This is a genomic window from Corallincola holothuriorum, from assembly GCF_003336225.1.
In the GTDB taxonomy this organism is placed as follows: Bacteria; Pseudomonadota; Gammaproteobacteria; order Enterobacterales; family Neiellaceae; genus Corallincola; species Corallincola holothuriorum.
Map to the genome: position 1 here is coordinate 41,241 of NZ_QPID01000002.1, position 24,310 is coordinate 65,550.

Annotated in this window: 21 protein-coding genes and 3 tRNA genes; 15 read left to right on the top strand and 9 right to left on the bottom strand. The window is 49.4% G+C overall.

Translation table 11 applies throughout. The annotated features are described in order from the left end of the window. Positions 1-49: 49 nt before the first annotated feature. A complete protein-coding gene (locus tag DU002_RS03120) occupies positions 50-793 on the bottom strand; it encodes a glycerophosphodiester phosphodiesterase (RefSeq protein ID WP_114336910.1) in 744 nt (247 codons plus the stop codon). A 233-nt stretch (positions 794-1,026) separates the two neighbouring features. Between DU002_RS03120 and DU002_RS03125 the strand changes: the two genes are divergently transcribed. From DU002_RS03125 to efpL, 4 genes are all read left to right on the top strand, one after another. After that, a complete protein-coding gene (locus tag DU002_RS03125) occupies positions 1,027-2,442 on the top strand; it encodes an SLC13 family permease (protein ID WP_114336911.1) in 1,416 nt (471 codons plus the stop codon). 10 nt (positions 2,443-2,452) lie between these two features. Then, on the top strand, positions 2,453-3,826 hold the full coding sequence (locus DU002_RS03130; protein ID WP_114336912.1) for an ATP-binding protein: 1,374 nt from the start codon (positions 2,453-2,455) through the stop codon (positions 3,824-3,826). Continuing rightward, positions 3,813-4,289 carry a response regulator gene (locus DU002_RS03135; protein ID WP_114336913.1) on the top strand — a complete coding sequence of 159 codons (477 nt, stop codon included), beginning with the start codon at positions 3,813-3,815 and terminating at the stop codon, positions 4,287-4,289. Before DU002_RS03130 ends, DU002_RS03135 begins: the two co-directional genes overlap by 14 nt. A gap of 208 nt (positions 4,290-4,497) precedes the next feature. Further along, entirely contained in the window at positions 4,498-5,064 is a 567-nt protein-coding gene (efpL, locus tag DU002_RS03140; protein WP_114336914.1) for an elongation factor P-like protein EfpL, read from the top strand. Between the two features lie 228 nt (positions 5,065-5,292). On the opposite strand, the gene DU002_RS03145 is transcribed toward efpL, so the two are convergent. The 6 genes from DU002_RS03145 to rsgA all read right to left on the bottom strand — a co-directional run bounded on the left by DU002_RS03145 (position 5,293) and on the right by rsgA (position 15,845). After that, positions 5,293-7,527, bottom strand: coding sequence for a carbohydrate-binding protein (locus DU002_RS03145; protein WP_114336915.1), 2,235 nt, complete (start codon positions 7,525-7,527; stop codon positions 5,293-5,295). A gap of 512 nt (positions 7,528-8,039) precedes the next feature. Next, a complete protein-coding gene (locus tag DU002_RS03150; protein ID WP_114336916.1) occupies positions 8,040-9,440 on the bottom strand; it encodes an SLC13 family permease in 1,401 nt (466 codons plus the stop codon). Between the two features lie 156 nt (positions 9,441-9,596). Then, on the bottom strand, positions 9,597-12,857 hold the full coding sequence (locus DU002_RS03155; protein WP_114336917.1) for a mechanosensitive ion channel domain-containing protein: 3,261 nt from the start codon (positions 12,855-12,857) through the stop codon (positions 9,597-9,599). A 121-nt stretch (positions 12,858-12,978) separates the two neighbouring features. Beyond that, entirely contained in the window at positions 12,979-13,836 is an 858-nt protein-coding gene (locus tag DU002_RS03160) for a DMT family transporter (RefSeq protein WP_114336918.1), read from the bottom strand. Continuing rightward, positions 13,833-14,693, bottom strand: a complete 861-nt coding sequence (gene asd, locus DU002_RS03165; protein WP_114336919.1) for an archaetidylserine decarboxylase — start codon at positions 14,691-14,693, stop codon at positions 13,833-13,835. Before asd ends, DU002_RS03160 begins: the two co-directional genes overlap by 4 nt. Before the next feature lie 99 nt (positions 14,694-14,792). Beyond that, positions 14,793-15,845, bottom strand: coding sequence for a small ribosomal subunit biogenesis GTPase RsgA (gene rsgA / locus DU002_RS03170; RefSeq protein WP_114337368.1), 1,053 nt, complete (start codon positions 15,843-15,845; stop codon positions 14,793-14,795). A 111-nt stretch (positions 15,846-15,956) separates the two neighbouring features. Between rsgA and orn the strand changes: the two genes are divergently transcribed. The 9 genes from orn (at position 15,957) to DU002_RS03215 (ending at position 20,992) form a co-directional block, all read left to right on the top strand. Then, the gene (gene orn / locus DU002_RS03175; protein WP_114336920.1) at positions 15,957-16,499 is read left to right on the top strand and encodes an oligoribonuclease; all 543 of its coding nucleotides are present in this window, start codon (positions 15,957-15,959) and stop codon (positions 16,497-16,499) included. 88 nt (positions 16,500-16,587) lie between these two features. Continuing rightward, positions 16,588-16,663 (top strand) — tRNA-Gly (locus tag DU002_RS03180). Between the two features lie 27 nt (positions 16,664-16,690). Next, positions 16,691-16,766: transfer RNA gene (locus tag DU002_RS03185), tRNA-Gly, on the top strand. Positions 16,767-16,795: 29 nt separating this feature from the next. Beyond that, a tRNA-Gly gene (locus DU002_RS03190) sits at positions 16,796-16,871 on the top strand. 437 nt (positions 16,872-17,308) lie between these two features. Then, entirely contained in the window at positions 17,309-18,604 is a 1,296-nt protein-coding gene (gene glgC, locus DU002_RS03195; RefSeq protein ID WP_325048489.1) for a glucose-1-phosphate adenylyltransferase, read from the top strand. A 129-nt stretch (positions 18,605-18,733) separates the two neighbouring features. Further along, positions 18,734-19,210, top strand: coding sequence for an Hsp20/alpha crystallin family protein (locus DU002_RS03200; RefSeq protein WP_114336922.1), 477 nt, complete (start codon positions 18,734-18,736; stop codon positions 19,208-19,210). Between the two features lie 77 nt (positions 19,211-19,287). Then, on the top strand, positions 19,288-19,743 hold the full coding sequence (locus tag DU002_RS03205; protein WP_114336923.1) for a hypothetical protein: 456 nt from the start codon (positions 19,288-19,290) through the stop codon (positions 19,741-19,743). 13 nt (positions 19,744-19,756) lie between these two features. After that, entirely contained in the window at positions 19,757-20,254 is a 498-nt protein-coding gene (locus DU002_RS03210) for a GNAT family N-acetyltransferase (protein WP_114336924.1), read from the top strand. A 42-nt stretch (positions 20,255-20,296) separates the two neighbouring features. After that, entirely contained in the window at positions 20,297-20,992 is a 696-nt protein-coding gene (locus DU002_RS03215; RefSeq protein ID WP_114336925.1) for an aspartate/glutamate racemase family protein, read from the top strand. Here DU002_RS03215 and amrS read toward each other — a convergent pair. Beyond that, the gene (amrS, locus tag DU002_RS03220; RefSeq protein WP_114336926.1) at positions 20,982-22,070 is read right to left on the bottom strand and encodes an AmmeMemoRadiSam system radical SAM enzyme; all 1,089 of its coding nucleotides are present in this window, start codon (positions 22,068-22,070) and stop codon (positions 20,982-20,984) included. The genes DU002_RS03215 and amrS overlap by 11 nt on opposite strands. Before the next feature lie 53 nt (positions 22,071-22,123). Between amrS and amrB the strand changes: the two genes are divergently transcribed. Further along, the gene (amrB, locus tag DU002_RS03225; RefSeq protein WP_114336927.1) at positions 22,124-22,912 is read left to right on the top strand and encodes an AmmeMemoRadiSam system protein B; all 789 of its coding nucleotides are present in this window, start codon (positions 22,124-22,126) and stop codon (positions 22,910-22,912) included. Then, a complete protein-coding gene (amrA, locus tag DU002_RS03230) occupies positions 22,884-23,504 on the top strand; it encodes an AmmeMemoRadiSam system protein A (protein ID WP_114336928.1) in 621 nt (206 codons plus the stop codon). The genes amrB and amrA overlap by 29 nt, the downstream gene beginning before the upstream one ends. Here the strand turns inward: amrA and ppgK are convergent. Then, positions 23,501-24,271: a polyphosphate--glucose phosphotransferase gene (gene ppgK, locus DU002_RS03235; protein WP_114336929.1), complete on the bottom strand. Its 771-nt coding sequence runs from the start codon at positions 24,269-24,271 to the stop codon at positions 23,501-23,503. The genes amrA and ppgK overlap by 4 nt on opposite strands. Positions 24,272-24,310: the final 39 nt, after the last annotated feature.

The following is a 24,310-nucleotide window of genomic DNA, read 5'->3' on the forward strand; positions in this document are numbered from 1 at the left end:
CGTAATGACCAAGGCTAACATAGAAAAACTGGAAATAGATCGTATGCGTTCAGCGGGTTAGCTGGATGAGCCCTTGGCGTTGATGAGGATATTCAGCATCAAGACGCTTCACTGCCCGTAGCGCTTTGTCTGGATAATTACTAAAAATGCCATCGACACCTAGCTCCTCTAAATAGCGGATATCTGATTCTTCATCGACCGTATAAACAAACACTTTTAGGCCTCTTGCCTTGGCGTCATCCACAAAAGCTTGATTGATAAAGTCGATATCCAGGTGAATGGCGTAACAGCCTAGCTGCTGGGCAAACGCGGCGTAATCAATGGGACAGCTGGCGATTAATGCCCCTGTGGCGAATTTTGGCTGCAGTGATACCGATTCGTTGAGTAGATGGTGGTTGAACGAGCTGATGAGAAACTGATTGGGCGTAAAGTTGAGGGCGTTAACCGCTTGATCCAGATTTTTTAACGTGGGGATGAGGGTGTGTTCGCATTTCAGTTCCAGATTAAGGTCACAGCGACCATCCACCAGTTGCAACACCTCCCAAAGAGTTGGGATCGGTTTACCGTCGCCTGCATCAATTTCTCGCAGTTGTGCCAGCGTGTAATCTTTGAGTTGTCCGCGGGCTTGTGTGGTGCGGTGCAACCAGCGGTCATGAATGACTAACAGCTCCCCTTCGACACTGTGCAGGTCGATCTCAATTGCGTCGACATTCATCTCTAGCGCACGGCAAATGGCGGAATGACTGTTTTCCGGGGCGTAGCCACTGGCACCGCGGTGGGCGATCACAAGCATGAGCAAACTTCCGAATTAAAATTTACACCTACCTTTGACACAGTTGTATGGCAGAACGGTGAATTTTGCCAATTTTCATAGTGTGATCATCCGCACATCTCCGGCATCGATATGAGCTGAATGAGCGGTTTTTGACCCGCTTCAAGGCAAGAAAAATCAATGACTTTCACACTAGGCGCTATTGTGTACCTGTAATCAGGTTTTGTGCCGGCAAAAGGTCGAGTTGTTTCAAAATGAACATATTTATTAAGTTGGGTATCTGTTTAGGATTGCCTCTCGTGGTGTTATTGCTGCCAGTCACAGCCTTCCCGATTGAGGGGCTGTCGCTGATTGAGCAGCGGGTGATCGCGATCTTTTTGCTTGCGGCGCTGTGTTGGGTATTGGAGCCCTTTCCAATCTATGCGACTTCAGTGTTGGTGATCGTTATCGAGCTGCTGCTGGTGTCTGATAAAGGACTGATTTTTTTGCGCAGTGGCGCGGAAAGTGAAGGCTTTGGCACCTTGATCAGCCATAAAGCGATTATGGCCACCATGGCATCGCCGATCATTATGCTGTTTCTCGGTGGTTTTTTTCTCGCGATGGCAGCGACTAAATACCGCTTGGATGTGAACCTAGCGCGGGTGCTATTAAAGCCCTTTGGCCAGAACCCTGCCATGGTGATGTTGGGATTGATGGGGATCACGGCGATCTTTTCCATGTTTATGTCTAACACGGCCACCACGGCCATGATGCTCTCTATTCTGGCGCCGGTATTAGGGCTGTTTAAAGCGGAAGATCGTGGGCGTATCGCCTTTGCTTTGTCGATACCTGTGGCAGCCAATATCGGTGGTATTGGCACCCCGATTGGCACGCCGCCAAACGCTATTGCGTTGAAATACCTCGTGGGTGAAGACGCTATCAGTTTTGGTAGTTGGATGGCTTTCGCTGTGCCTTTCGTGATCATCATGCTGGCATTTGCCTGGGTCTTGCTGGTGAAGATGTTCCCCGCTGCCCAGGAAAAAATTGAGCTTAATATTCGTGGCAAGTTTCAGCGCTCGCCAAAAGCAATTTTGGTATATGTCACTTTCACGGCGACGATTTTGCTGTGGCTATTTGGCAGTGCTCACGGCATGAACTCCTATGTGGTGGCGATGATCCCTGTGGCGGTATTCAGTGTTACCAAGGTGATCACCAAAGAAGATCTGAAGAAAATCAGCTGGGATGTACTCTGGTTGGTCGCGGGTGGTTTTGCGCTGGGGCTGGCGATGGATAAGAGCGGCTTGGCACGAAACATGGTGGCCGCTATTCCGTTCGATCAGTTCTCGCCTTACTTGGTGATAGCCTCCGCCAGTGCTCTTTGCTTGTTAATGGCAAACTTTATGTCCCATACCGCTACCGCTAACTTACTGATGCCAATTGTGGTGGCGTTAGCCGTGTCGATGGATTCACTGATCCCGCTGGGCGGGACCCAAGCGTTGATTCTCTGTGTCACCTTTGCTGCATCGTTAGGTATGTCGCTGCCCATCAGTACGCCACCGAACGCCTTGGCCCATGCCACGGGTTATATGCAGACCGGTGACATGGCTAAAGTCGGTGTGATCATTGGCATTGTCGGCCTACTGATGACTTACGCCATGGTGTTTATTCTGCGTCAGATAGGCTTCGTTTAGGGGAATTTAGATGACCAGTGATATCCACGCCAAGATGGAGCGGCTGAAGAGAGCATATTTCGATGATGATGATCGACGCTTGCGTTTGGCTGAGGGTGAGATGCTGGTTGATCAGGGGGAGCGCAATGAACGCCTTTATCTATTGTTAGAAGGGCGGGTGATTGGCTATCGTGAACATGAACAGGATGGTCAAAAAGATCTGATTGAGGTGTTTCGTTCCGGCCCTGGTGCGTTTGTGGGGATGCACAGTTTCTTTTCCGGTGATTACATCAGCTCGACCCGTATTGTGGTTGAAAATGACGCCGAGCTGGCTTATATCGACCGCGGCGTGACTGCGGTTGAACCAGAAAAATATGGATCATTCGTTGAACAGTTTATGCCTTTGATGGTCAGCGAGTTGGCTGCGCGCACACTGCGTGCAACACGACGCGCAGCGGAGAAAGAGGAAGCACAGGCAAATCTATACCGTGCCGAAAAGATGTCAACGTTAGGTCAGTTGGCGGCAGGCTTAGCCCATGAGATGAATAATGCCATCGGCGTGATCTCTCGTAAAACTGAATATATGTCGAACTTCCTTGATGAACTACTGCAGACACACCTGCCTGTGGAAGCTCGCTTTTATCGGAAAGGTCGGCAAAGTGGAGAGCATGGCGTTAGTGCTGAGATGCGCAAGCGGGTGCGTGATTATCAGCGCGCTTTTGATATATCTCGGCTTGCCGCGAAGCAGTTGGCGCGTATAGCCCCGACCATTGATGACGCCAAAAGTCTTGGCCCCGGTGTGCTATCTCAGCTCGATAATATGGCGCGTTACTGGGAATTGGGACGGGATATCCATGATATGGAGTTCGCAGCCTATCACGCTGCCAATATCGTTAAATCGGTGAAAGTACTGGGGCGTGGTGACTTTGAGCGGGGCCCTGAGACTGATATTGAAGAGTCGATCGTTGAAGCGATCGCTTTGGTGAAGTCAGATCTGCGGGCGGTCAATGTCGAGTTAGATCTGCAACCTCTGCCCACTGTGTTTGGCAATATCACCGAGCTGGTTCAAGTCTGGGTGAATCTATTGAAAAATGCCGTTGATGCCATGGTGATCGCCAAGACCAATAACCCGACCGTGACGGTGAAGTCGAAAGTATATAAATATCATCTGGAAGTCAGTGTGACTGACAACGGTCCGGGTGTACCAGAAGAATTAAAAGAGAAAATATTCCAACCTGATTTCACCACTAAGAAGAGCGGTTTGTCGTTCGGCTTGGGATTAGGGTTGGCTATTGTGCAACGCTTGGTTGAGAGCTATCAGGGCGAAGTGGTTTTGCGTAGCCGACCGGGTAAAACCACATTTAAAGTCAAGTTACCGATAGGGGGCACGCATGGAAACTATTAATATCGTCTGCGTTGATGACCAGCCGGAAGTGCTGGATGCAGTGATAAAAGATCTGTCGACGCTGGCGGTGCATTTTAATATTGAAGAAGCGGAATCTGCTGACGAATGTTTGGATCTGCTGGATGAGTTGGAAGCCCGTGGCGAGCTTGTTGGTTTGGTCATTTCTGATCATGTGATGCCGGGAACCAGCGGTGTCGATCTGTTGGGACAGATCTCGGAAGATGGTCGTTTTGCTCATACCAAAAAGATATTGCTAACCGGGCAGGCTACGCACAAAGATACTATTAATGCCATCAATGCTGCCCGTATAGATCATTACTTCGAGAAGCCTTGGCAGGTGGATGAATTGACAGAGACTTGTCGTCGTTTATTGACCGAGTTTATTCTGGATCAGGGCTTGGATTACGAAGAGATTTTACCCGCGTTAGATCAGCCAACCTTGTATAAAAAATTAAAAGGCTGAACTCTATTCTTTTGCGAAGGGGGTGGCCGTTGCGTGTTGTTGCTGCCGGCTTGTGCGCTGAAGTTGACTTGGTTACAGGGATTCTGGCTATAACGCACTGATGTATAAAGCATAATATTTCGCTTTATAAGTTGTACGCCTGCTCATCTATTGCGTAAATAGACGAATATGGTAGTTTGATAGCGTTTTTATCTTAGGACTAAAGAAGATGCCAAAGGCAAGTGAAATAAAGAAAAATACGGCGATTGAATTTAATGGCAGAGTCTTAGTGGTAAGAGACATCGAGCGCTCTGTTCCGCAAGGGCGTGCCGGTGGCAGCTTATACCGTATGCGCATGTATGACGTGGTGAATGGCGGCAAGGTCGACGAAACCTTTAAAGATTCAGACATGCTTAATCTTGCAGATTTAACGCGTCGCCCCGTCATGTTTTCCTATATCGATGGTGACGAGTATGTGTTCATGGACAATGAAGACTACACGCCTTATCACATCAACAAAGAATCGATCGCCGATGAGATCCTGTTTATCAATGAAGACACCAGTGGCGTATTGGTCGTTATCGTTGATGAGTCGCCAGTGGGCATCGACTTGCCGACCTCGGTAGAATTGGAAATTGTTGAAACTGATCCTTCAATTAAAGGCGGTTCGGCGACAGCGCGAACAAAGCCCGCCACACTATCGACCGGATTAGTTGTGCAGGTGCCAGAGCATATCTCCAGTGGCGACAAAATTAAGATCAATGTCGAAGAGCGTAAGTTCACTGGCAGAGCTTGATTAAGCGATGAGATCGATGGCGTAAGCATATTGCTTAATGTCATGTGATAGTGGCAAGAGGTGTAGGATAGCGTTCCTACACCTTTTTTGTTGTCTGTTAGAGCAGTTTACTTCGCGACAATCAGCAAGATGAATACACCTAAGCTGCGGACGAAAATGCCAATCTTTTCAACATTTGGCCGAGCCCCTCCCGCAGAGGCGTGCGGGAGAAGCGTCAGTCAGCTATTTCTATTTACACTGCGATGTACCGCACATGCAAATACTCTCATCTGAACGACTGTTTAGACAGTCAGTTGCACCACTCCCAAAGATGTTTCTACATTGGGCTGTCGTGTTGCACTGATCCTCACCAAACTCATTCGCCGGCCTAAACTCTATCCAGTTGATATTAAATAGGCTTGAGTCCACATATAGACGAAGCTGTTGATTGCTTTGGTCATCAATATATACATTTTCCAAGACTGCTGTTTGCCAGTTTTGCCAACCGCCGGTGCCATTGAAGTTAATGCTACCTAACGGCTTATTGTTCAACTCTAAGCTGAGACTTTTGCCGCTTGAGCCGTCAGCAGCCACGCGCATATGAATGTCATAGTAGCCACTGGCAATGTTACCAATGGTGTATTGCAGCCATTCGTTTTCCGCGATCCAGCCAACCATGTAACCGCCACCGATATCTGAGGCAATGCCAATATCGACGTCATCTTTACGATAATTACCGCCATGGTTGCCTGTTGAGTTATCACGGTAGCCGATGCCTTCCCCTCCGTTGTCGTAATCTTCGGCTTGAATAATGCCTGGGATAGCGTGGGTTTTGAATGCACTGCCATCACTGTTGTCAATGAGTTCTGCTTCAAACCAATTAAGGTTTAGTAAGTAGCCTTTGCCACCTGAGAATGTGATATTTATGTCTTGCAGACCCGCAGCCAATACGGCTTCTGCGGTTACTGTTTTCCAGCTTTGCCAACCACCTGTATTTGCAACATTGATGGACGTTAAACGACTATTGTTGCTATTTAAAACTATATTTCCGCCGGCAGTTTTACTGGCAACACGGAATTTAAACTGGTAAGTGCCAGATGTTTCAACATTCACTTTATATATTGCTGAATCACCATCTTCTATATAACCAATATTTTTTCCTTTGCCATGGTCGGTTGTTGCTTCAGTCTTAATGCCGCTTTGATTATAAAAAGACTCAGCCTCTATTTTTCCGGGGATTTGACCTTGTTGTGGTACCTCGTTATTACCTTCCACAAGCTTCCAAGTACGCACCCAGTCGACCAACATAGCGTTTCTGGAGTTATCTTTTAACGATTCGATGGTGGGCAACCCTACCCACTGCGATGCTAACGTTTCTGTATCGAATATCATATGTAGATTTTCGGTAAATGCGGTATTCGGTTTTATTTCAAATACCTTCTTACCGTTGTGATAGAACCATAAGTTATTAGCATCTTTCCACCATAAGCCATAACGGTGGAACTCATCTCTACCTCGGGTTGCCATCTTATAAGAGTTTGCTTTTGACGCTCCAGACTGAGTGCCATAAATATGTGTATTGGCTTCATATAGATACGATTTAGTTTTATCGACATCGCCTTTAGTTGCGTGTCCAATATGCTCGATTACATCAATCTCGGAGAACTTGCCCATACGAAACCAGAATGAAGAACTCATGGCGGTATCTGAGGCGCGCATCGACGTCTCGTAATACCATCCTGGTTGTGCCATTTTGGTCTTGGAAGAAACGGCAGCCGCATCGACCCACACATCCTCATATGGCTTTGATACTTCCGACATACTGTCTATGCGACTGGTGCTGCGAAGATACAAAAAGCCATCCTTTACAAATGAGTTGCCCTTTTTAAACTGTGACGGCAGACGCCCTGACCAACCAGGATGGTAGTCATACCATTTAGTGCTATCGAGCGTGTTGCCATTAAAGTTGTCAGAAAGTGCATCGACTCGTTGCCATTTGTAGCCTGCGGGCGCCGCAAATGGAGGGTTGGTGGGGGCAGGTTGAGAGACAATGTCTGAGTCACTGCTATAAACACTTAAATCCCATTTAGGACCTATAAGTGAGCACCCACTTTCGCCTTTGTCGACACGTCCCGGGCAGACTTTCTCGTCTTTGACCTTTTTGCCGTCGATAGTGATGGCGTCGTCATGGCCTGGTTCATGGCCGCACTGAACCGTGTTGTAGACTGGGTTACTGCCTTTGCCTGGCCCCGGGCCGATTTTCGCGCATACTTCTCTCACACTTTTCTGGCCTTGGGGGGTTGCTACTTTGTAATCGCCAATGCCGTGATCAAATGTACTGGCGCAATAACATTTTCCATTACTAGAGTAGCTGTCTGCCCAATTCTTTTTTGGGGTGATGGCTAAACTGTTACTGCTATATAAAGAAAAAAATGCCGTAAACATACAGGCACTTGCGTATGCTAGAAATTTTACTTTCTTCATCCTTGCTCTCCGTAGGTGGGGAATATTTTCATACAACCAACGAAGGCTGCATTTTATGCGGCAAACTGATTGATATTTATTATTCAGAAAATGAGATGGGTAAAATAAAGCTTCAACCTCATTAATCTAATGTATTAATCAGTTAACTATCGGTTTATATGATCCTTATGGTTCCCCAAGATAAAGAGTCTTAATAGTAAGTGCAACTAAATGAATTTAATCATTAAATAGTGTTTAAGCGGTTGTTATATTAGTTAATGAGAGATTTTTGTTGTGAGCGTATTAATAATATTTTTAGCGTCTAAAGTATTATTAGTGAGTGGTGCACAGGGAGTAATTAGTATTTACTAACGGTTGGGGGCGTTGTGAATATCGATAGGCTTGATGGTGCTTTCTTACGCACGATCTTTGCACTTGTTCAGTCTCAAGGAGAGTGAACAAGTGCTTGTCATTGGTGATATTACCCCTCGTTTGGGGCATACCTATATTTTTTTAAGTATTCGAGCTGCTGGTTAGAGCATTAATTTCGCGACCACCAGTAAAATCAAGATACCCAAACTACTGACGATGATACCTACTTTGGCCATGTCGCCATTGCTGATTTTGCCAGACGCATACGCCAGTGCATTGGGTGGGGTGCTTACCGGTAATACCATGCCCATCGAAGCGGACATCGCCACGATAATCAGCAGCAGTCGCACATCTTCGAGCTGGCCACTGGCGCTGAGGGTGGTGGCCATTGCGGCGGCAATTGGCATCAGTAAGTTAGCCGTGGCGGTATTGGACATAAAGTTCGCCATCATCCAGCACAATATTGCCAGTGATACGATGATCCAGAAGACGGTCATCACCGAGTAGTCAACACTGTGGGCCAGTGACGAGGCGAGCCCGGTATTTTCTAGTGCTGCACCAATGGCGATACCACCAGCGACGAGCCAAATCACATCCCAGTTGAATTTTTTCAGATCTTCTTTGGTGATAATCCGGGTCATGGTGAATACCGTGAGCGGCAGTATCGCCACCACGTAGGCATTCATGCCGTGCAGTTTGGTGGTCAACCACAACAGGATAGTGGTGGCGAATGTGATGTAGACGATCCATGCCTGAGGGCTGCGGCGGAACTTACTGTCGATGTTAACTTTGACTTCCGCTGACTGGGTTGGAAATAGTTTCTGTAGCAGTACCCAGGCGAATGCCAGCATGACGATAACAAATGGGATAGCGAAGGCCATCCAAGTACCAAAACTGACGCTGTGTTCACCCACTAAGTATTGCAGCGCAATGGCGTTAGGTGGCGTGCCAATCGGGGTACCAATACCACCAACGTTGGCGGCGACCGGCACGGCCAATACCAAGCCGCGTACTCCAGGGTCTTCGTCAGGTAAGCCGCTAAGGACCGGTGCCAAGATCGCGAGCATCATCACTGTGGTTGCGGTGTTGGACATAAACATGGAGAAGACAGCGGTGATCAGCATCAGCCCCAGCATCACAAACTTGGGTTGGGTGCCAAACGGTTTCAGTAGCACGCGGGCGAGGTTGATATCTAGCTCATATTTTGTGGCGGCCACGGCCAAAGCAAAGCCACCTAAAAACAGAATAATAATAGGTGAACTAAACGCGGCAAAAATAGATTTATAGTGCAGTAACAGTGCTGGATCTTGCTGCTGTATGGCTGAGATGGCGGGAGCCAGCCCTTGATTGGAAATCAGTGTCAACAGCAGGCTGATAATGAGCAGTGATGTGGCAAATACAGGGATAGGCTCAAGTACCCAAAGTAATGCCGCCAGTACAAATATGGCCAGCAGACGTTGCTGAACGATGTTAATGCCCGCCAGGGGGATCCACTCTATTGGCATCAGCATGACGACCACAAAGCAAATCACACAGAACAGCATTTTTTTCCATTCAACCATGACACGTATCCGTTCCTGTACTGAATCAATGGCGCTCAGCTTATCGTTAAGTTGCTCTTATAACTGTTGAAATGATCGGCATTCTCGTTGCCAATTGAGCTGGCAGGCAGTTATCTGCCTGCCCTTTGATCACTATCAATCACTGACTTTCTAAGACTATTTACCTCGAAACATATGCACATCGAGTTGCGGGAAGGCGATAGTCACGCCATGGTCATTAAACTTGGCGTTAATCAGCTGGTGCATACGATGAGTGACCGGTAGGCGTTGACCCAATTCAGAGGTAAATACACGCACTTCAAAGTCCAAGGTACTGTTACCGAAGCCAAGGAAAAACACGCTGGGCTCAGGTGTGTCTAATACATTGGCACACTCTTGCGTCGTTTCACGCAGCAGTCTTTCCACTAAATCAACATCTGAACCATAGGCGACCCCGACTTTAAGCACCACGCGGGTGATGCCATCGCTGAGCGACCAGTTGATAAATTGTTGAGTAATAAAGGTCTTATTAGGGATAACGATCTCTTTTCTATCCCAGTCAACAATAGTAGTGGCGCGGATATGAATTTTACTCACCGTACCACTGAGGTTATCAATAGTGACGGTATCTCCTGGTCGAATAGGACGTTCAAACAGGATGATCAGACCTGAGACCATATTGGCGAAGATCTCCTGCAGGCCGAAGCCCAAGCCAACACCCAGCGCGGCAACTAGCCACTGCAATTTAGACCATTCAAAGCCAATAATACTAAAGCCCCAGAGCAAACCAATGAGCGTTGCGCCATAACGGGTGAGGGTGGAGATGGCAAAGCCGACGCCGGGCTCCAATGTTAAACGTTGTAAGATGGCCAGCTCTATTAAACTAGGCAGGTTGCGGGCAATAATAAAGGTCATGATCAGGGTGATCGCCCCGGTCAGCATCTTTTTCAAGGTGATATCCACGGTGACATCGCCGCTTTGCGTTTGCCAAGCCACAATGTCGTCCAGCCAGGTTAGGGCAGACAGTACATCACTCCATACGGCCATCAGCACAAATGCGAGGCCCAGTAGTAAACTGGTGCGAATTAAGCGCAGCGCTTGCGCTTTGAGTTGATCAACGTCTACTTCGTACTCTTCCAGTTCAATCGTTTTATCAACACTGGTGTCTTCCTGATTTTGCTCTTTCTCGCGTTGCGCAATCAGTTCTGCACGTTTTGCCTTGGCTCGTTCATAGGCCACTCGGCGTTCCTGGATGGCCATAAAGCGGTAGGCAACTAAATAGATTAGCCAAAATCCACTGCTGATAATTAGCGAGTCGGCCACCAAGCTTAGCAACACGCGTCCGGAATAGTAGTAACCACTAAACGAGGCGATGAATGCGGCGAATGGAACACAAATTAGCGTCCAGCGGAACAGTGTGAACCATTTCTTTTGTTGCGAAGAGAAGTTGACGTGTTGCAGATAAACGTAGGTAACGCGTTGCAGCATCACGATAAGCAACAAACACATCACCATAAACAGCATTCTACCCAGCCCGGCATTGATCAACGGATCGCTAAAGTGGTTACTGAATGAGGAGATTGCAGCGATGGGGATATAGGCCATACCAAACTGGTAAATAACCTTGGCAAAAGCACTGGTGACCTTAACATTGCGGCCAAAATGGCAACAGAGTACGCCGTCTGGGCGGCATAGATGATGAATAAGCAGCACGACCATTAGAGTGTAGGAGGTACTTTGGGCTGAACTGCCTACCGCAGATGCATGGGGGTGTTCCCATGGCGGTACGTGGAACAACCAAGCGAGCCCAAGCAGGGGCAGTAGGTAGATGGCGGCGGCGAAGAAGCTCCATGCCAGTGCTTTCAGCGTGTAGCTGATGTCATCTTGGGTAACACGCCCAACCGGTTTCGCTAGCTCGGAGATCTCTTGTTGCAGATAACGTCGTTTGGTGTTGTGCAGCAACAAGGTCAGCAAACAGATGGCAATAAACAGGCTTAGTTTCAACGGTGAGCTTTGGGCGGCGAGCTTTATATCGATCCAAATACCCTGATCGGCAAAACGTGGGACACTTTTAATGGCATTGGTAAGCCATCCAAAGCTGATCGGTTTGGCATTGGCCACCCATAGTAGGTGCTGGCTGATCAGTTCTCGCAAAGCCTCGGCATTTGCCAGGCGTTGTTTCTCTTCGCCCTGATACTTTGCCAGCTCGAGAATATATTTTTCTTGCAGGTTTGTGAGTTGGTTGACGAGTTGCTCACGGGTATCCAGTAGCTTGTTTAACCGCTCGCGCTTCGCAGGGGTGAGTAAGGTTTTTTGCTCGGCTAATAGCGATTGTATCAGACCGCTTCTGTCTTTCAGTAGGTCGGCTTGTTCTCGATAGCGGAAACGCCATACGCGTGCCTTAGCGATACGCTCTTCAAGTGTGGTATCGGGTTTAACCTGATTGAGGGATTCATATTGGCCCAGTAATCGTTCACCTAATGCGGCGCCCATGTCGCTTAAGCCGAGCTGTTCCTGTAGTAACGAGCGCTCTTGCATCAACTCGTTAGATGCTGCGGCGGTCTGAGTGCGTAAGCTGGAGGTGTGCTCGATTAGCTCGGTCAGGTTGGTGAGGTGTGTTGCCCACTCTTCGTTTTTCGCTGCTTGTTCGGTGAGTAGCGGGTCTTGCTCCTGTAACTGAGATTCTGCTCCCTGCTTTGCTGCTTCAACCAGTTCGGCGGTGTCTGCGCGTCGCTGTTTACTTAATCGCTCTCGCCACTCGTTGAGCTGTTGATTGAGTTGGTCTTGCTTCAGTGACACCCATTCACGCTCTAGACGGTAGAGTTCAAGACGATTGTTGCTACTAAGCTGTTCAATCTCTAACGCCTGTACCGCGGCGGCAATACGGTTGATTTTAGCGATGACTAGCCACTGTTGGGCTTCCCCCTCTTTCGCTGTACTGGCGGCAGGGGCTTTACTGAGTTGTTGCCTTAATGCGCGTTGTTCGGTTTTCAGCTTGTCGATATCTTGCGGGATCAAGGGGATGCGTTGGTTTATGCGTGTGATACGTTGGTCTAGGGCGCTCAGTCGACTCTGCTCTTGGACTAACTCAGCATCTTTTTGCGAAATCAGTAGCTCTAATTGACTGTCATCCTTGGGCGCGGCGGCCTGCTTCTGCTTTTGTAATTGAGTGAACTCGGCAGCTCGTTGATTGCTTAGGTCGGCATAGTTATCGATAATTTTTTGATAACGCGAACGCGTCTCTTCAGCATCATGGGTCAATCTGAGTTCCGACAAAATACTCTCATAGATACGCGCCAGCTCCGGGGAACTTTCGGTATTCAATGCCGCTAATTTGGCTTCCAGTTCGGTAGCGTCAGGGATGTCGGTTTTATCCCCCGCGGCGAAAGACAGGTGACTGCAAAGCAATAGGCTCAGAGTGAGAACTAGAAAGCGCATAAATAAGAGATCCTTATTGTTATCTCTTTATCCTAGGTGCAGCGCCGCATAACAGGCAAGTCTTTGTTTGCTGATGAATATTATTCCGAGGATACGGTGCTGGTGGTGACGGGGGGCTGTTTTAACGGCGCTGGGCGCGCCAGGTTTCCCAAATCGCAGCACTGATCACAATGCTGCCACCTATGACCGTGGTGAGCGATGGATACTCATTCAATATCCAGATGGCTGCAAGGGTGCCATAAAGTGGTTGCAGACAGGAGACTAAGCCGACGGTTTTTGCAGGTAACTTACGCAGGCTTTCTGCCACCATCGCATGGGGCATAGCGGTAAATAGGATGCCCAAGAGTGCTAATAACATCCAACTATGGGGGCTCACATCCGTGGGCGGGATCTCAAGCAGTGCCGACAAGATGATGGCGGCAACAGCAGTTTGGTAGCTCATTGCCTGAGGGCCGCTATAGCGACTAAACAGACGTTTATGAAAAATATTGCGTAACGTGTATAGCAGTGCTGAAAACAGTCCCGTGGCAATACCCAGCGTCACTTCATTACCGAATGATGGTGCGGGAACCATCAAAATAATGCCGGCGAGCACAGCGACGGCGGCAAACAGATCGGCCTTGTGCGGTAACTGCTTGTTAAACAGTGGTTCTAATACCACGGTCATCACCGGGAAGCTAAATAGTGCGATCATGCCGATGGCAATGCCGGCCAGTTGCATGGCGGCAAAATAGGTTACCCAATGGAAACCCACCAACACCCCAAGGAACAGCGCGATCAGATAATCTTTACCGCAGGCCAAGCGCAGTTTTTTACCTGAAACGAGCAGAAAACTGGCAAGAAAAAGGGCGGCGACTACACAGCGAAAGACCGTTATTTCAAGCGCGGGTAGTGGGATTAACTTGGCAAACAGGGCGGTACCGCCAAACAGCAGTACCGATCCATGCAGGTAGCATAAGCTGCGACCACTGTCGGTCATTTGCGGCTGGCCATCGCCTCGCCCATACGTGTTACCACACCACTTTCAAGCTCAGGGTTGAAGTTGATGGCGTCTTTGCCGAATAGCATCACCACGGTAGAACCAAGCTTGAAGCGGCCCATCTCTTCGCCGCGCTTAAGCTTCACGGCTTCGTTGCCCTCAGCGGGATAGGTCCAACGGAATACTTGCTTGCCTGCTGGAGGCGTGACGGTGCCAGCCCAAACGGTTTCGATGCTGGCAACGATGGTGGCGCCGACCAGTACCATCGCCATTGGGCCAACTTCGGTATCAAAAATCGCAACAACACGCTCATTACGCGCAAACAATTCAGGGACATTTTCTGCGGTCAGTGGGTTTACCGAGAACAGCTTACCCGGCACGTAGATCATCTCTTTGAGTGTGCCGTCGAGCGGCATGTGCATACGATGATAGTCACGCGGAGCAAGATAGATGGTAGCGAAGTCACCCTGATTAAATGGTTCGGCGGTGGCGGGATCGCCGCCAAGCAGTGCAGTACTCGTATAGTGGAACCCTTTGGCCTGGAAAATTCGCCCCTCTTCAATTGGGCCCAATTGGCTGACGGTACCATCGACAGGGTGTACCAATGAGTGGCTGTTTTCATCGAGAGGGCGGACACCCTCTTTAAGAGGGCGAGTGAAGAACTGATTAAAGCTACTGTAGGCTTCGGGTGCCGATTCCACCGCTTCCGACATGTTGACCTGATACTTGCCGATAAACCAACGGATAAACGCTGTGGTGACCTTGCCCGCTTCTGCGGCGGCTATCCAACCGACTAAGCGGGATAAACCATGTTGTGGGAAACAGTATTGTAAGGCGACTTTTAGTTTATCTAACACGTTGTTCTCACTTAAAAATAAATAAATTTCTTGGTGCAGTGCTGCGGCATTTTAGACCATCAGCCGTTGACTGTCATCGCAGCTCGGTTATGGCTGCGCCTATAAAGGACGCTGTCGCTTCGGTTTGTCACTGTCCATGGTGGTTAAGATATGATGATAGTTGTCATATCTGAGTTGGCTAATCTCGCCGAGTTCCACTTTTTCGCGAATAATACAGCCAGGATCGTCACCGTGTTTACAGTCTCTGAAGCGGCAACCGCCAATCAGCTCTCTAAGTTCTCTAAAGCACCAGGTCACCCGCTCAGGCTCTAGATGCCATAAGGCAAACTCACGCACCCCAGGTGAGTCAATTAAATCGCCTCCGCCCGGTAGGTGTAATAATTTGGCCGCAGTGGTGGTGTGTTGGCCTAAGCCTGAATTACTGGATACATCACCGATCACCTCTTCCGCTTCTGGTAACAGTGAATTGATCAGCGATGATTTCCCGACACCGGACTGACCAACAAACACACTGATACGGTCGATGAGGGCGGTTCTGATCGGCTCTAAGCCTTCAAAGGTGAGGCTGCTGGCTTCTAAAACTCGGTAACCCAGTTTGCGATAATTCTCCAATACTGGCGCTATCTCTTGCCGCGTTGCATCATCCAATAGATCGGTTTTATTCAGCACGATGACGGGTTCTATTTCGATGTTTTCTGAAGCCACCAGATAACGATCAATGATCTGACTGGAAAATGCCGGCAACACGGAGGTGACAATTAGGATCTGATCGATATTGGCTGCGACGGGCTTTAGGCCATCGTAGAAATCGGGACGGCACAGTTCGCTGGTTCGGGGTTGTACCACTTCGACAACGCCACCTAAACCACTGGATTCATCTGCTTGCTTATAGGCGCGCCAGATCACCTTGTCACCGGTCACCAGGCTTTCTATGGTGCGGCGACTGTTGCAGCGTCGGATCTTGCCGTCTTCACTTTCAACGTCACAGTGCTGACCAAAGCGGCTGACGATCACGCCGGTTTGTGGCGTATCGAGTTGGTCATCTTCTGGCAGCGCTGAATCTAAGGAGCCCTCAGCTTTGTCGAGACGGCGCTTTTGATTTGCGCGAACTCTGCGGATCTGCCCTTTGGTCAGTTTCTTCTTTTTAGCCACAAACTCTATCCAGTGTCCGGGTTGGGGGTTTTGCAAATTACCAGTATGATACTGCATTTAGGGCTGCGATGACCGCATCATTCGTTGTGGGGCAGCTAGCAGGGGATAGAGATGGTAGTCAGCGAAGATAATCTGGTGTGGGTTGACCTGGAAATGACAGGCTTAGATCCGCGTAATGACGTGATAATCGAGATGGCGACCATTGTCACTGACAAGGAGTTGAACATCTTGGCAGAAGGTCCTGTGCTGGCGATCCACCAACCGGAGGAAGCGCTGGCGGCAATGGATGAGTGGTGCACGACAACCCACACCAATAGTGGCCTAGTGGAGCGTGTTCGAGCCAGTAAGGTCACTGAGCAAGACGCCATCGAGCAAACACTGGCATTTCTCAAGCAATGGGTGCCCGCTGGCAAGTCACCTATGTGTGGTAACAGCATTGGCCAGGATCGCCGCTTTTTAGACGCCTATATGCCTGAATTAGAAACGTTCTTCCATTATCGCAATATCGATGTCAGTACTATTAAAGAGCTTTGTCGGCGCTGGACGCCGGAGTTATTGACTGGTTTTACCAAGCAAGGTACGCATCTGGCGCTTGATGATATTCGCGAGTCAATTGCAGAGTTGAAGTACTATCGAGCGCACTTCTTTAAGTGAAAATTGGCATCTGGGCTTGCATTGCCCTCTTAATTTTGTAAAATGCGGCTCGCCTTGTGGGAATGACCTCCGCAAAGCACGTTGATAAGCGGCACTAGCTCAGCTGGTAGAGCGCGACCTTGCCAAGGTCGAGGTCACGAGTTCGAACCTCGTGTGCCGCTCCAATTCAACATGATGTCCAGAAATACGAAGCGGCACTAGCTCAGCTGGTAGAGCGCGACCTTGCCAAGGTCGAGGTCACGAGTTCGAACCTCGTGTGCCGCTCCAATTTTCTCTTCTTAAGGCATCTTCTATAAGCGGCACTAGCTCAGCTGGTAGAGCGCGACCTTGCCAAGGTCGAGGTCACGAGTTCGAACCTCGTGTGCCGCTCCAATTTTCCTCTATTTTTTCATTATTCTCATTTTTCGTTTCTTGCTATTCGATATTCGCTATCTTCTGAAGCTGCGTCCGATCGCTTTTCGCGATCATCGATTTATTGTTCACCATTGGTATTTTCAGCAAGCGTTGAGCTGACAAGCAAGCGCTTGAATCAAGCTCGTTGTCTTGATTGACTGCACCCGCAGTATATTTTTGATGGTCGATGAGACCATTGCTGTGTTCATTAAGACCATCAGAAGCGGCTCTAGATGGTTAATCTGCGCCAATTGTTCTGTGGCTGTCGAGGTTGGCGATTAATATTCCGGCAACTGCGAGCTTATTTCGTTATAAACATCGATTTTTCAATATTTTTTTACCATTGGCTATCGCTTGCTTTGCACTAAGCAACTAGATTGTGAAGTGTCGTTAAGCTGTCGAAGCGGAAAGGAACGGTGAAAAACGGAATGCCCTCTTCTCGGATCCCGGGAAATTATGTCAATGAGTTAACTCGCTCAACACTGGCGATGATTTTAGCTGGTGGTCGTGGCGAGCGCTTAATGCACTTGACCCGTGCCCGTGCCAAGCCCGCTACACCTTTTGGCGGTAAATATCGCATCATCGACTTTACCCTATCTAACTGCGTGAATTCCGGTATCAGGCGTATCGGTGTGCTGACGCAATACAAGGCTTCAGAACTGATCATCCATTTGCAGCGCGCTTGGGGTCACTTTCGCGGTGAGTTTGGCGAGTTTGTTAATATCATTCCGGCGCAGCAGCAGATCGGTACCAGTTGGTACCGCGGGACGGCAGATGCGATCTATCAAAATCTGAGTTTTCTGCGCGACCAACGACCTGAACGTGTGCTTATTCTCGGTGGCGATCATGTATATAAGATGGATTACACCTTGCTGCTCTCCCAGCATGTGGAAACCGGTGCAGATATCACCATCGGCTGTATTCCTGTGCCAAAAGAGCGGGGCGCTGAGTTTGGTGTGATGTCGATTGATGACAATCATCGTATTACCGAGTTTGTTGAAAAGCCGGAACAGCCAACACCTATGCCTGGACGGGAAGATATGACGTTAGCCAGCATGGGTATCTATGTAATTGAGATGGCGTTTCTAGAAAAAATGCTGATGGCCGATGGCAGTAATCCTCATTCAAGCCACGACTTTGGTATGGATATTATTCCTAAGTGTGTGGCTCATCATAATACCTACGCTTATTGCTACGAGGATGATAGCGCATCGGTACAGCCGTATTGGAAAGATGTAGGGAACATTGATGAATATTACCAGGCCAGTATGGACCTGGTGAACATTGACCCTGAACTTAATTTGTATGATGAGCGTTGGCCTATCTGGACCTATCAAGAGCAGCTTCCTGCCGCCAAGTTTGTGTTTGAGGATGAAAAGTATTGTGGCATGGCGCTAAACAGCATGGTTTCAGCTGGCTGTATTATCTCTGGGGGCGTGGTTAAGCGTTCCTTACTCTCATACAAAGTGACGGTTGAGCAGGGCTCCAGTGTTGAGGACGCCGTGTTAATGCCGTCGGTACAAGTTGGACGGCATTGCCGTATTCGCAGAGCCGTGATCGCCGAGCGCTGCGAGATCCCTGATGGCATGGTGATTGGAGAAGACTTGGTTCTAGATGCAAAGCGGTTTTATGTCAGCCGCAATGGCGTCGTTGTGGTGGTGCCAGAAATGATCGATGCGTGGCAGCGTGAACAAGCAAAAACTGATTCTTGATCCCGATCATTGCCAAGTCTAATTGCACTATCGCGGTGCAGCTGCCGCGCTATATTAAGAGTGAGGCCAAGTAGTCTGTGGCCTCTGATGTGTAGGTGTTTACTCACTGAATGGTGAGGAGGAGGCGTTATGAAACCGCTTTTTCCATCTCTGTTTGGCGACAAGTCGATGCCAGTAGACACATTGCAGCAACGTATAAATAGTCTGTTTGATGAGTTTTCAGGGACAGGCCTGAAATGGGCTCAACATGGAATGGCAGATTGGAACGCACCTGCCGTCGATGTCGTTGAGAAAGATGACCAGATTGTGGTCACGGCCGAGTTACCTGATATTAAAGAACAGGATATTCAGCTGCAGTTTGATGGTGATCAGCTGATCCTTAAGGGAGAAAAGCAGTTGGCGCGGGATGAAGAAGAGGATCCCCGTGGTTACCATCTACAGGAGCGTTTCTACGGGCATTTTGAACGCCGGATACCGCTTCATGCAGCCATTAACAGAGAAGGGATCTGTGCTGAATATCGTAAAGGGGTGCTAAAAGTAGTGCTCCCCAAAAGTGCGGAAGCCAGAGACCAACATCAGGATATTGGCATTAAGTTTGCCGATTAACCCAGTGAAAGGGCTCGCGATGCGGGCCCTTTTTGTACCTGCCTCAGGCATTAACAGGGCAGGGCTGAGGAGGCTATATGCGTTTTAAGCAAGCTCGAGAACTTTTGGCGTTTGTCGCTGAAGCACGCTTGGCATTGGCGAACAGATATCAATCCTGGCTGCCTGACTTAAAGAACCCCCGCAGCCAGCTGTTATTGCAGTTTCTTGCCAGTAAAGAGCGTGAGCAGCAGCAAGCACTGGTTGAATATATGGAGTTAGCGCCTGCGGCGGCTTTGGATACTTGGTTCGAAAACACCGGGGAAACCGATTTATTGGAGCGGCTACAGGCCTACCAACTGGCAGAGGATATTGATGAGCATCAGTTACTGAAGCTGGTGCTTAAATTCGACAATGAGCTGATGGCATTGTTATCACAGCAAGTGCCAAACGCGGTGTCTACAGAGACTGAGGAGCTACTGCTCAATTTGATCGGCCATGAGCAGGAGCGTCAACGACGTATGGTGCATGGCGTCGCAAGAATGGATGATATGTAGTGATGGCTAGATTGTGATTATTCGTGAGATTGAAGCTAGGGATAATGTTGCCTTAGCAGCCGTTATTCGTCGTGTATTAACTGAATTTGGTGCCAATCAGCCGGGCTTTGCATGGCAAGATCCGTCACTGGATCAGATGTATCAGACTTATCAAAATGAAAAATGTCACTATCTGGTGATTGAGCAGGATGGTGTGCTGCTTGGGGGCGGAGGCATCGGCCCGCTGGCAGGGAACGATGATGGCGTTTGTGAGCTGCAAAAAATGTATTTAGCTGCTGCAGGCAGAGGGTTCGGCTGGGGACGGCAATTGTTAGTGCGTTTAGAGGAGTGGGCTGCGCAACATTACTGCTATTGTTATTTGGAGACTTTGGCCAGTATGGCGGCGGCAAATGCGTTGTATTTGTGCCAAGGTTATCGTCGTTTGCAACAACCTAAGGGGTGCACTGGCCACGGTGGCTGTGACACTTGGTATGGAAAATCGCTGGCAGCTATTCCGGTTGATCGGGTTTAACGCTGAGAATAGGACGTCGCTGGACGTAAGGATAGGTTTGAGTTGAAAACAATTGGTTTGGTAGGAGGAATGAGCTGGGAATCGACAGCCATCTACTATAAGTCCTTGAATGAAGAGATCTATGAGCGTTTAGGTGGTCTTAATTCCGCCAGCACTTTGATATACAGCTTCAATTTTCGTGAAATAGCCACGTTGCAAGAGCAAGGAGACTGGACTGCGGTGGGTCAGAAGATCCTGCATGCGTCGCAAAAGTTGGAACGAGCGGGAGCCGAAGGTTTATTGTTGTGTAGCAATTCGATCCACAAGGTGGCACCACAGCTGGAAAATCAGTTGTCGATCCCGGTACTAAACATCATTGATATCACTGCCGTTAAAGCCAAGCAGATGGGGATTAAGAAGATTGGTTTGCTGGGCACCCGCTTCACTATGGAAGAACCTTTCTACCGTGAACGCTTGGAGTTGGTACATGGTATCGACGTCATCACGCCAGATCAGCGGACTCAAAGGCTGATCCACGATATTATTTTCAAAGAGCTTTGCCATGGTGAGATCCGCGATGCATCCGAGGCCGAGCTATTGCTGACCATTGATGCATTGGAGCAACAGGGGGCACAGGCGATTCTGTTAGGTTGCACCGAGCTAGCGATGCTAATGCGCGAACAGACTCACCATATCCCATTACTTGACTCTACCCTCCTGCATGTGGAGTACGCTATGCAATGGATGCTTAACCCTTGATGCTGACGGGGATCCGCTTGGCACCAAAACGTTCTGCGTGATGGTGAAAGCGGCCCGCCAGTGGGCTTTGGCATTTGGGGCAGCAGCCATCGGCTGTTAGCTTATATTCACCCAACTGATACCAGTCCCGTTCGATCAGGCGCTCGCCGCAGTTAGCGCAGTAGCTGCTGTCTGAGGGCGAGTGATGAATATTACCCAAGTAGACATGGTGCAGCCCTATCTGTTTGGCGATGTCACGTGCACCAAGCAGTGTCTCCTTCGGTGTGCTTGGGGTGTCGCGCATTTTGAAGTCTGGATGGAAAGCGCTGAAGTGTAGCGGCACGTCTGCGCCTAGATGGGTGATTAGCCACTCACACATCGCAGTGATTTCCGCTGCAGAATCATTTTCTCCGGGGATGATTAGGTTTGTTATCTCCAGCCACACCTGAGTTTCATGCTTGAGATACAGCAGCGTGTCGAGCACTGGCGCCAAGTGGCCAGCGCATAGCTTGCGATAAAAGCGCTCAGTAAAGGCTTTGAGGTCGATATTCACCGCGCTCATAGCTTGGTAGAAATCCGCACGGGGTAGGGGGTTGATATAGCCTGCGGAGACGGCCACAGCCTCAATTTGTTGTTCGCGACAAGCTTGCGCGACATCGGTGGCGTACTCAAGAAAAATCACCGGGTCGTTATAGGTGAAAGCCACACTTCGGCACTGATAACGCGTCGCTGCTGCAACAATCTGTTGCGGATTGGCTGTTGCGGCGAGTGTATCCATCTCTCTGGATTTGCTGATATCCCAGTTCTGACAAAACTTACAGCCTAAATTGCAGCCAGCGGTACCGAATGAAAGCACTGAGCTGCCAGGGTAGAAATGGTTGAGCGGTTTCTTCTCGATAGGGTCGATGCAGAATCCGCTAGAGCGACCATAGCTGGTGAGCACAATTTTCCCTGCATGTGCCATGCGCACGTAGCAGGCACCGCGCTTGCCCTCACGTAAAGTGCAGAGCTTAGGGCAAAGAGTACATTGCACCCTTTTGTCTGGCATGAGCTGCCAATATTGGGTCGGATGATAGTCACTTGAGGGGGGCGCCGTCATATTTATCCCAGTAACAGATATACTCATAGAAGAGTTTAGTTGCTGGCGGAGGAATGATGACGGTTCGTGAAGCAGCCCATGCGGGCAGCTTTTACCCGGACGACGGTGATCTCTTGGCTGCAGAGATCGCTTGCTGGTTAATGAATACGCCGCAACTTGAACGTATGCCTAAAGCGCTTATTGTTCCCCATGCCGGCTATCAGTATTCAGGTGAAGTCGCTGCGGCAGGCTACGCACAGTTAAAAGGGCGGGCGCAACAGATCCGTACTGTCCTGTTGTTGGGGCCTAACCACAGGGTGCCGTTGCACGGCTTAGCTTTGCCAACTTGTGAATTGTTTTCGACGCCACTAGGGCAGCTGCTGTTGGACCGTGCCGCATTGGCGTTGCTGGCAACCTCAGAGTGGGCAGAATGGCATGATGAAGCCCACCGTTTGGAACATGGATTAGAGGTACAGCTGCCGTTTTTGCAGCTCAGTTTGCAGAAATTTGAGATTGTGCCTGTGGTGGTCGGCGAGATCCCCGCTACAACGCTGGCGGCGTTACTGGAGCCTTTTTGGCATGATCCAAGCTGCTTGATCGTCGTTAGCAGTGATCTCAGCCATTTCGAGAGTTACCCAATCGCGCAGCGGCATGATCAACAAACCGTTGCTCAGATCTTAAGTAAGTCAATGCAGCTGCAGGGAGCTGACGCCTGTGGTTGTCGTGCCATCAATGGGCTCATGGCGTTGCTGCAAAACCAGAAAGCAGAGATAAGCCTGTTAGCACAGTGTAATTCAGGCGATAGCACAGGCGATAAAAACAGGGTGGTCGGTTATGCCAGCTTTGCCGTTTACGCTCAGTGAGAATCAGCAATCGCAACTGTTATGGTTGGCCGCAAAAGCGATCGAGTCAGCGGTCGACAGCGCACAGCACTGGCGTCCTCCGGAGATCCCTTCAGCAGCTTGGCTGCAAGAGTATGCTTGCTGTTTTGTCACTTTGCACAAAGCTGAGCAGCTGCGCGGATGTATTGGTGGTTTGTCGGCGATCCAACCGCTTTGGCAAGATCTGATTGAGCACGCTTATGATGCGGCTTTTCGTGATCCACGATTTGCCCCGGTTGGGCGTGATGAGTTGTCTGAGTTAACGCTGGAGGTCTCTGTGTTGTCGCCCTTAGTGGCCTGTTTGGCGGAGGATTATCAGGCGTTATGCCATCAACTAAGACCCAACATTGATGGTGTGCTGTTACAGCAGGGAGCGCGCAGAGCCGTGTTTTTGCCTCAGGTATGGCATCAGCTACCCTCTGCCGATCAGTTTTTGCGGGCGTTATTGCAAAAAGGTGGTTGGCCAGCTGATGGCTGGCCAGAACAGATCAAAGTGAGCACCTTTGAAGTTGCTAGCTGTCAATCTGCATTGATGCAGGCTCTCACCGCTAGCGATATTGATTTGCCCGGCTAGGCAGGCAGCTGTGTCAGATCTGCGCCGGTGTGCTGTTCAGCAGCATACAGTGCGGCACCGATGATCCCAGCCTGATTCAGTGATGCTGCCGGTGTCACCAAGGCATCGACCTCAATTTTATCGCTGAATTTCTCAAATTTCTTACTGGCACCGCCACCGAGAAGAATAATATCGGGCCAAAACAGAGCTTCCATTTGTTGCAGGTAAGTATTAAAACGCTTACCCCACTTACCCCAGCCTAACTCTTCGCGTTCGCGCACCGCCGATGATGCATACTGCTCACCTTCAAGGCCATTTTCCAGCAGGATGTGCCCTAGTTCAGTGTTGGGTAATAGTTTACCGTCGCTGAACAGTGCTGTGCCTAATCCGGTGCCGATGGTGACCATCAGTACAACACCTTTGATCCCTCGGCCGGCACCAAAGTGCATCTCGGTCACTCCAGCAGCGTCGGCATCGTTGAGTACGTAGCAGGGGCATTCTGTTATGTTACTGAACAGCTTGGCAACATCGGTGCCGATAAAGCTTTTGTCGATATTTGCTGCGGTACGCGCAATGCCGTGCTGGATCGCGGCGGGAAAACCACAACCGACGGGACCTTTCCACGCGAAGTGCTCAACCAGCTCAGCCACTGTGTTGGCGACTTGTTCTGGCGTGGCAGGTTGCGGAGTGGGGATCCGGTGGCGTTCGGTGACCAGCTCTCCTGTGGTCAAGTCGACTACCGCGCCTTTAATGCCTGAACCACCGATATCTATGCCTAAAACCTGCATCCCAGCCCTCTCCAGATTAAGTTTGGCTTGTTTATTATT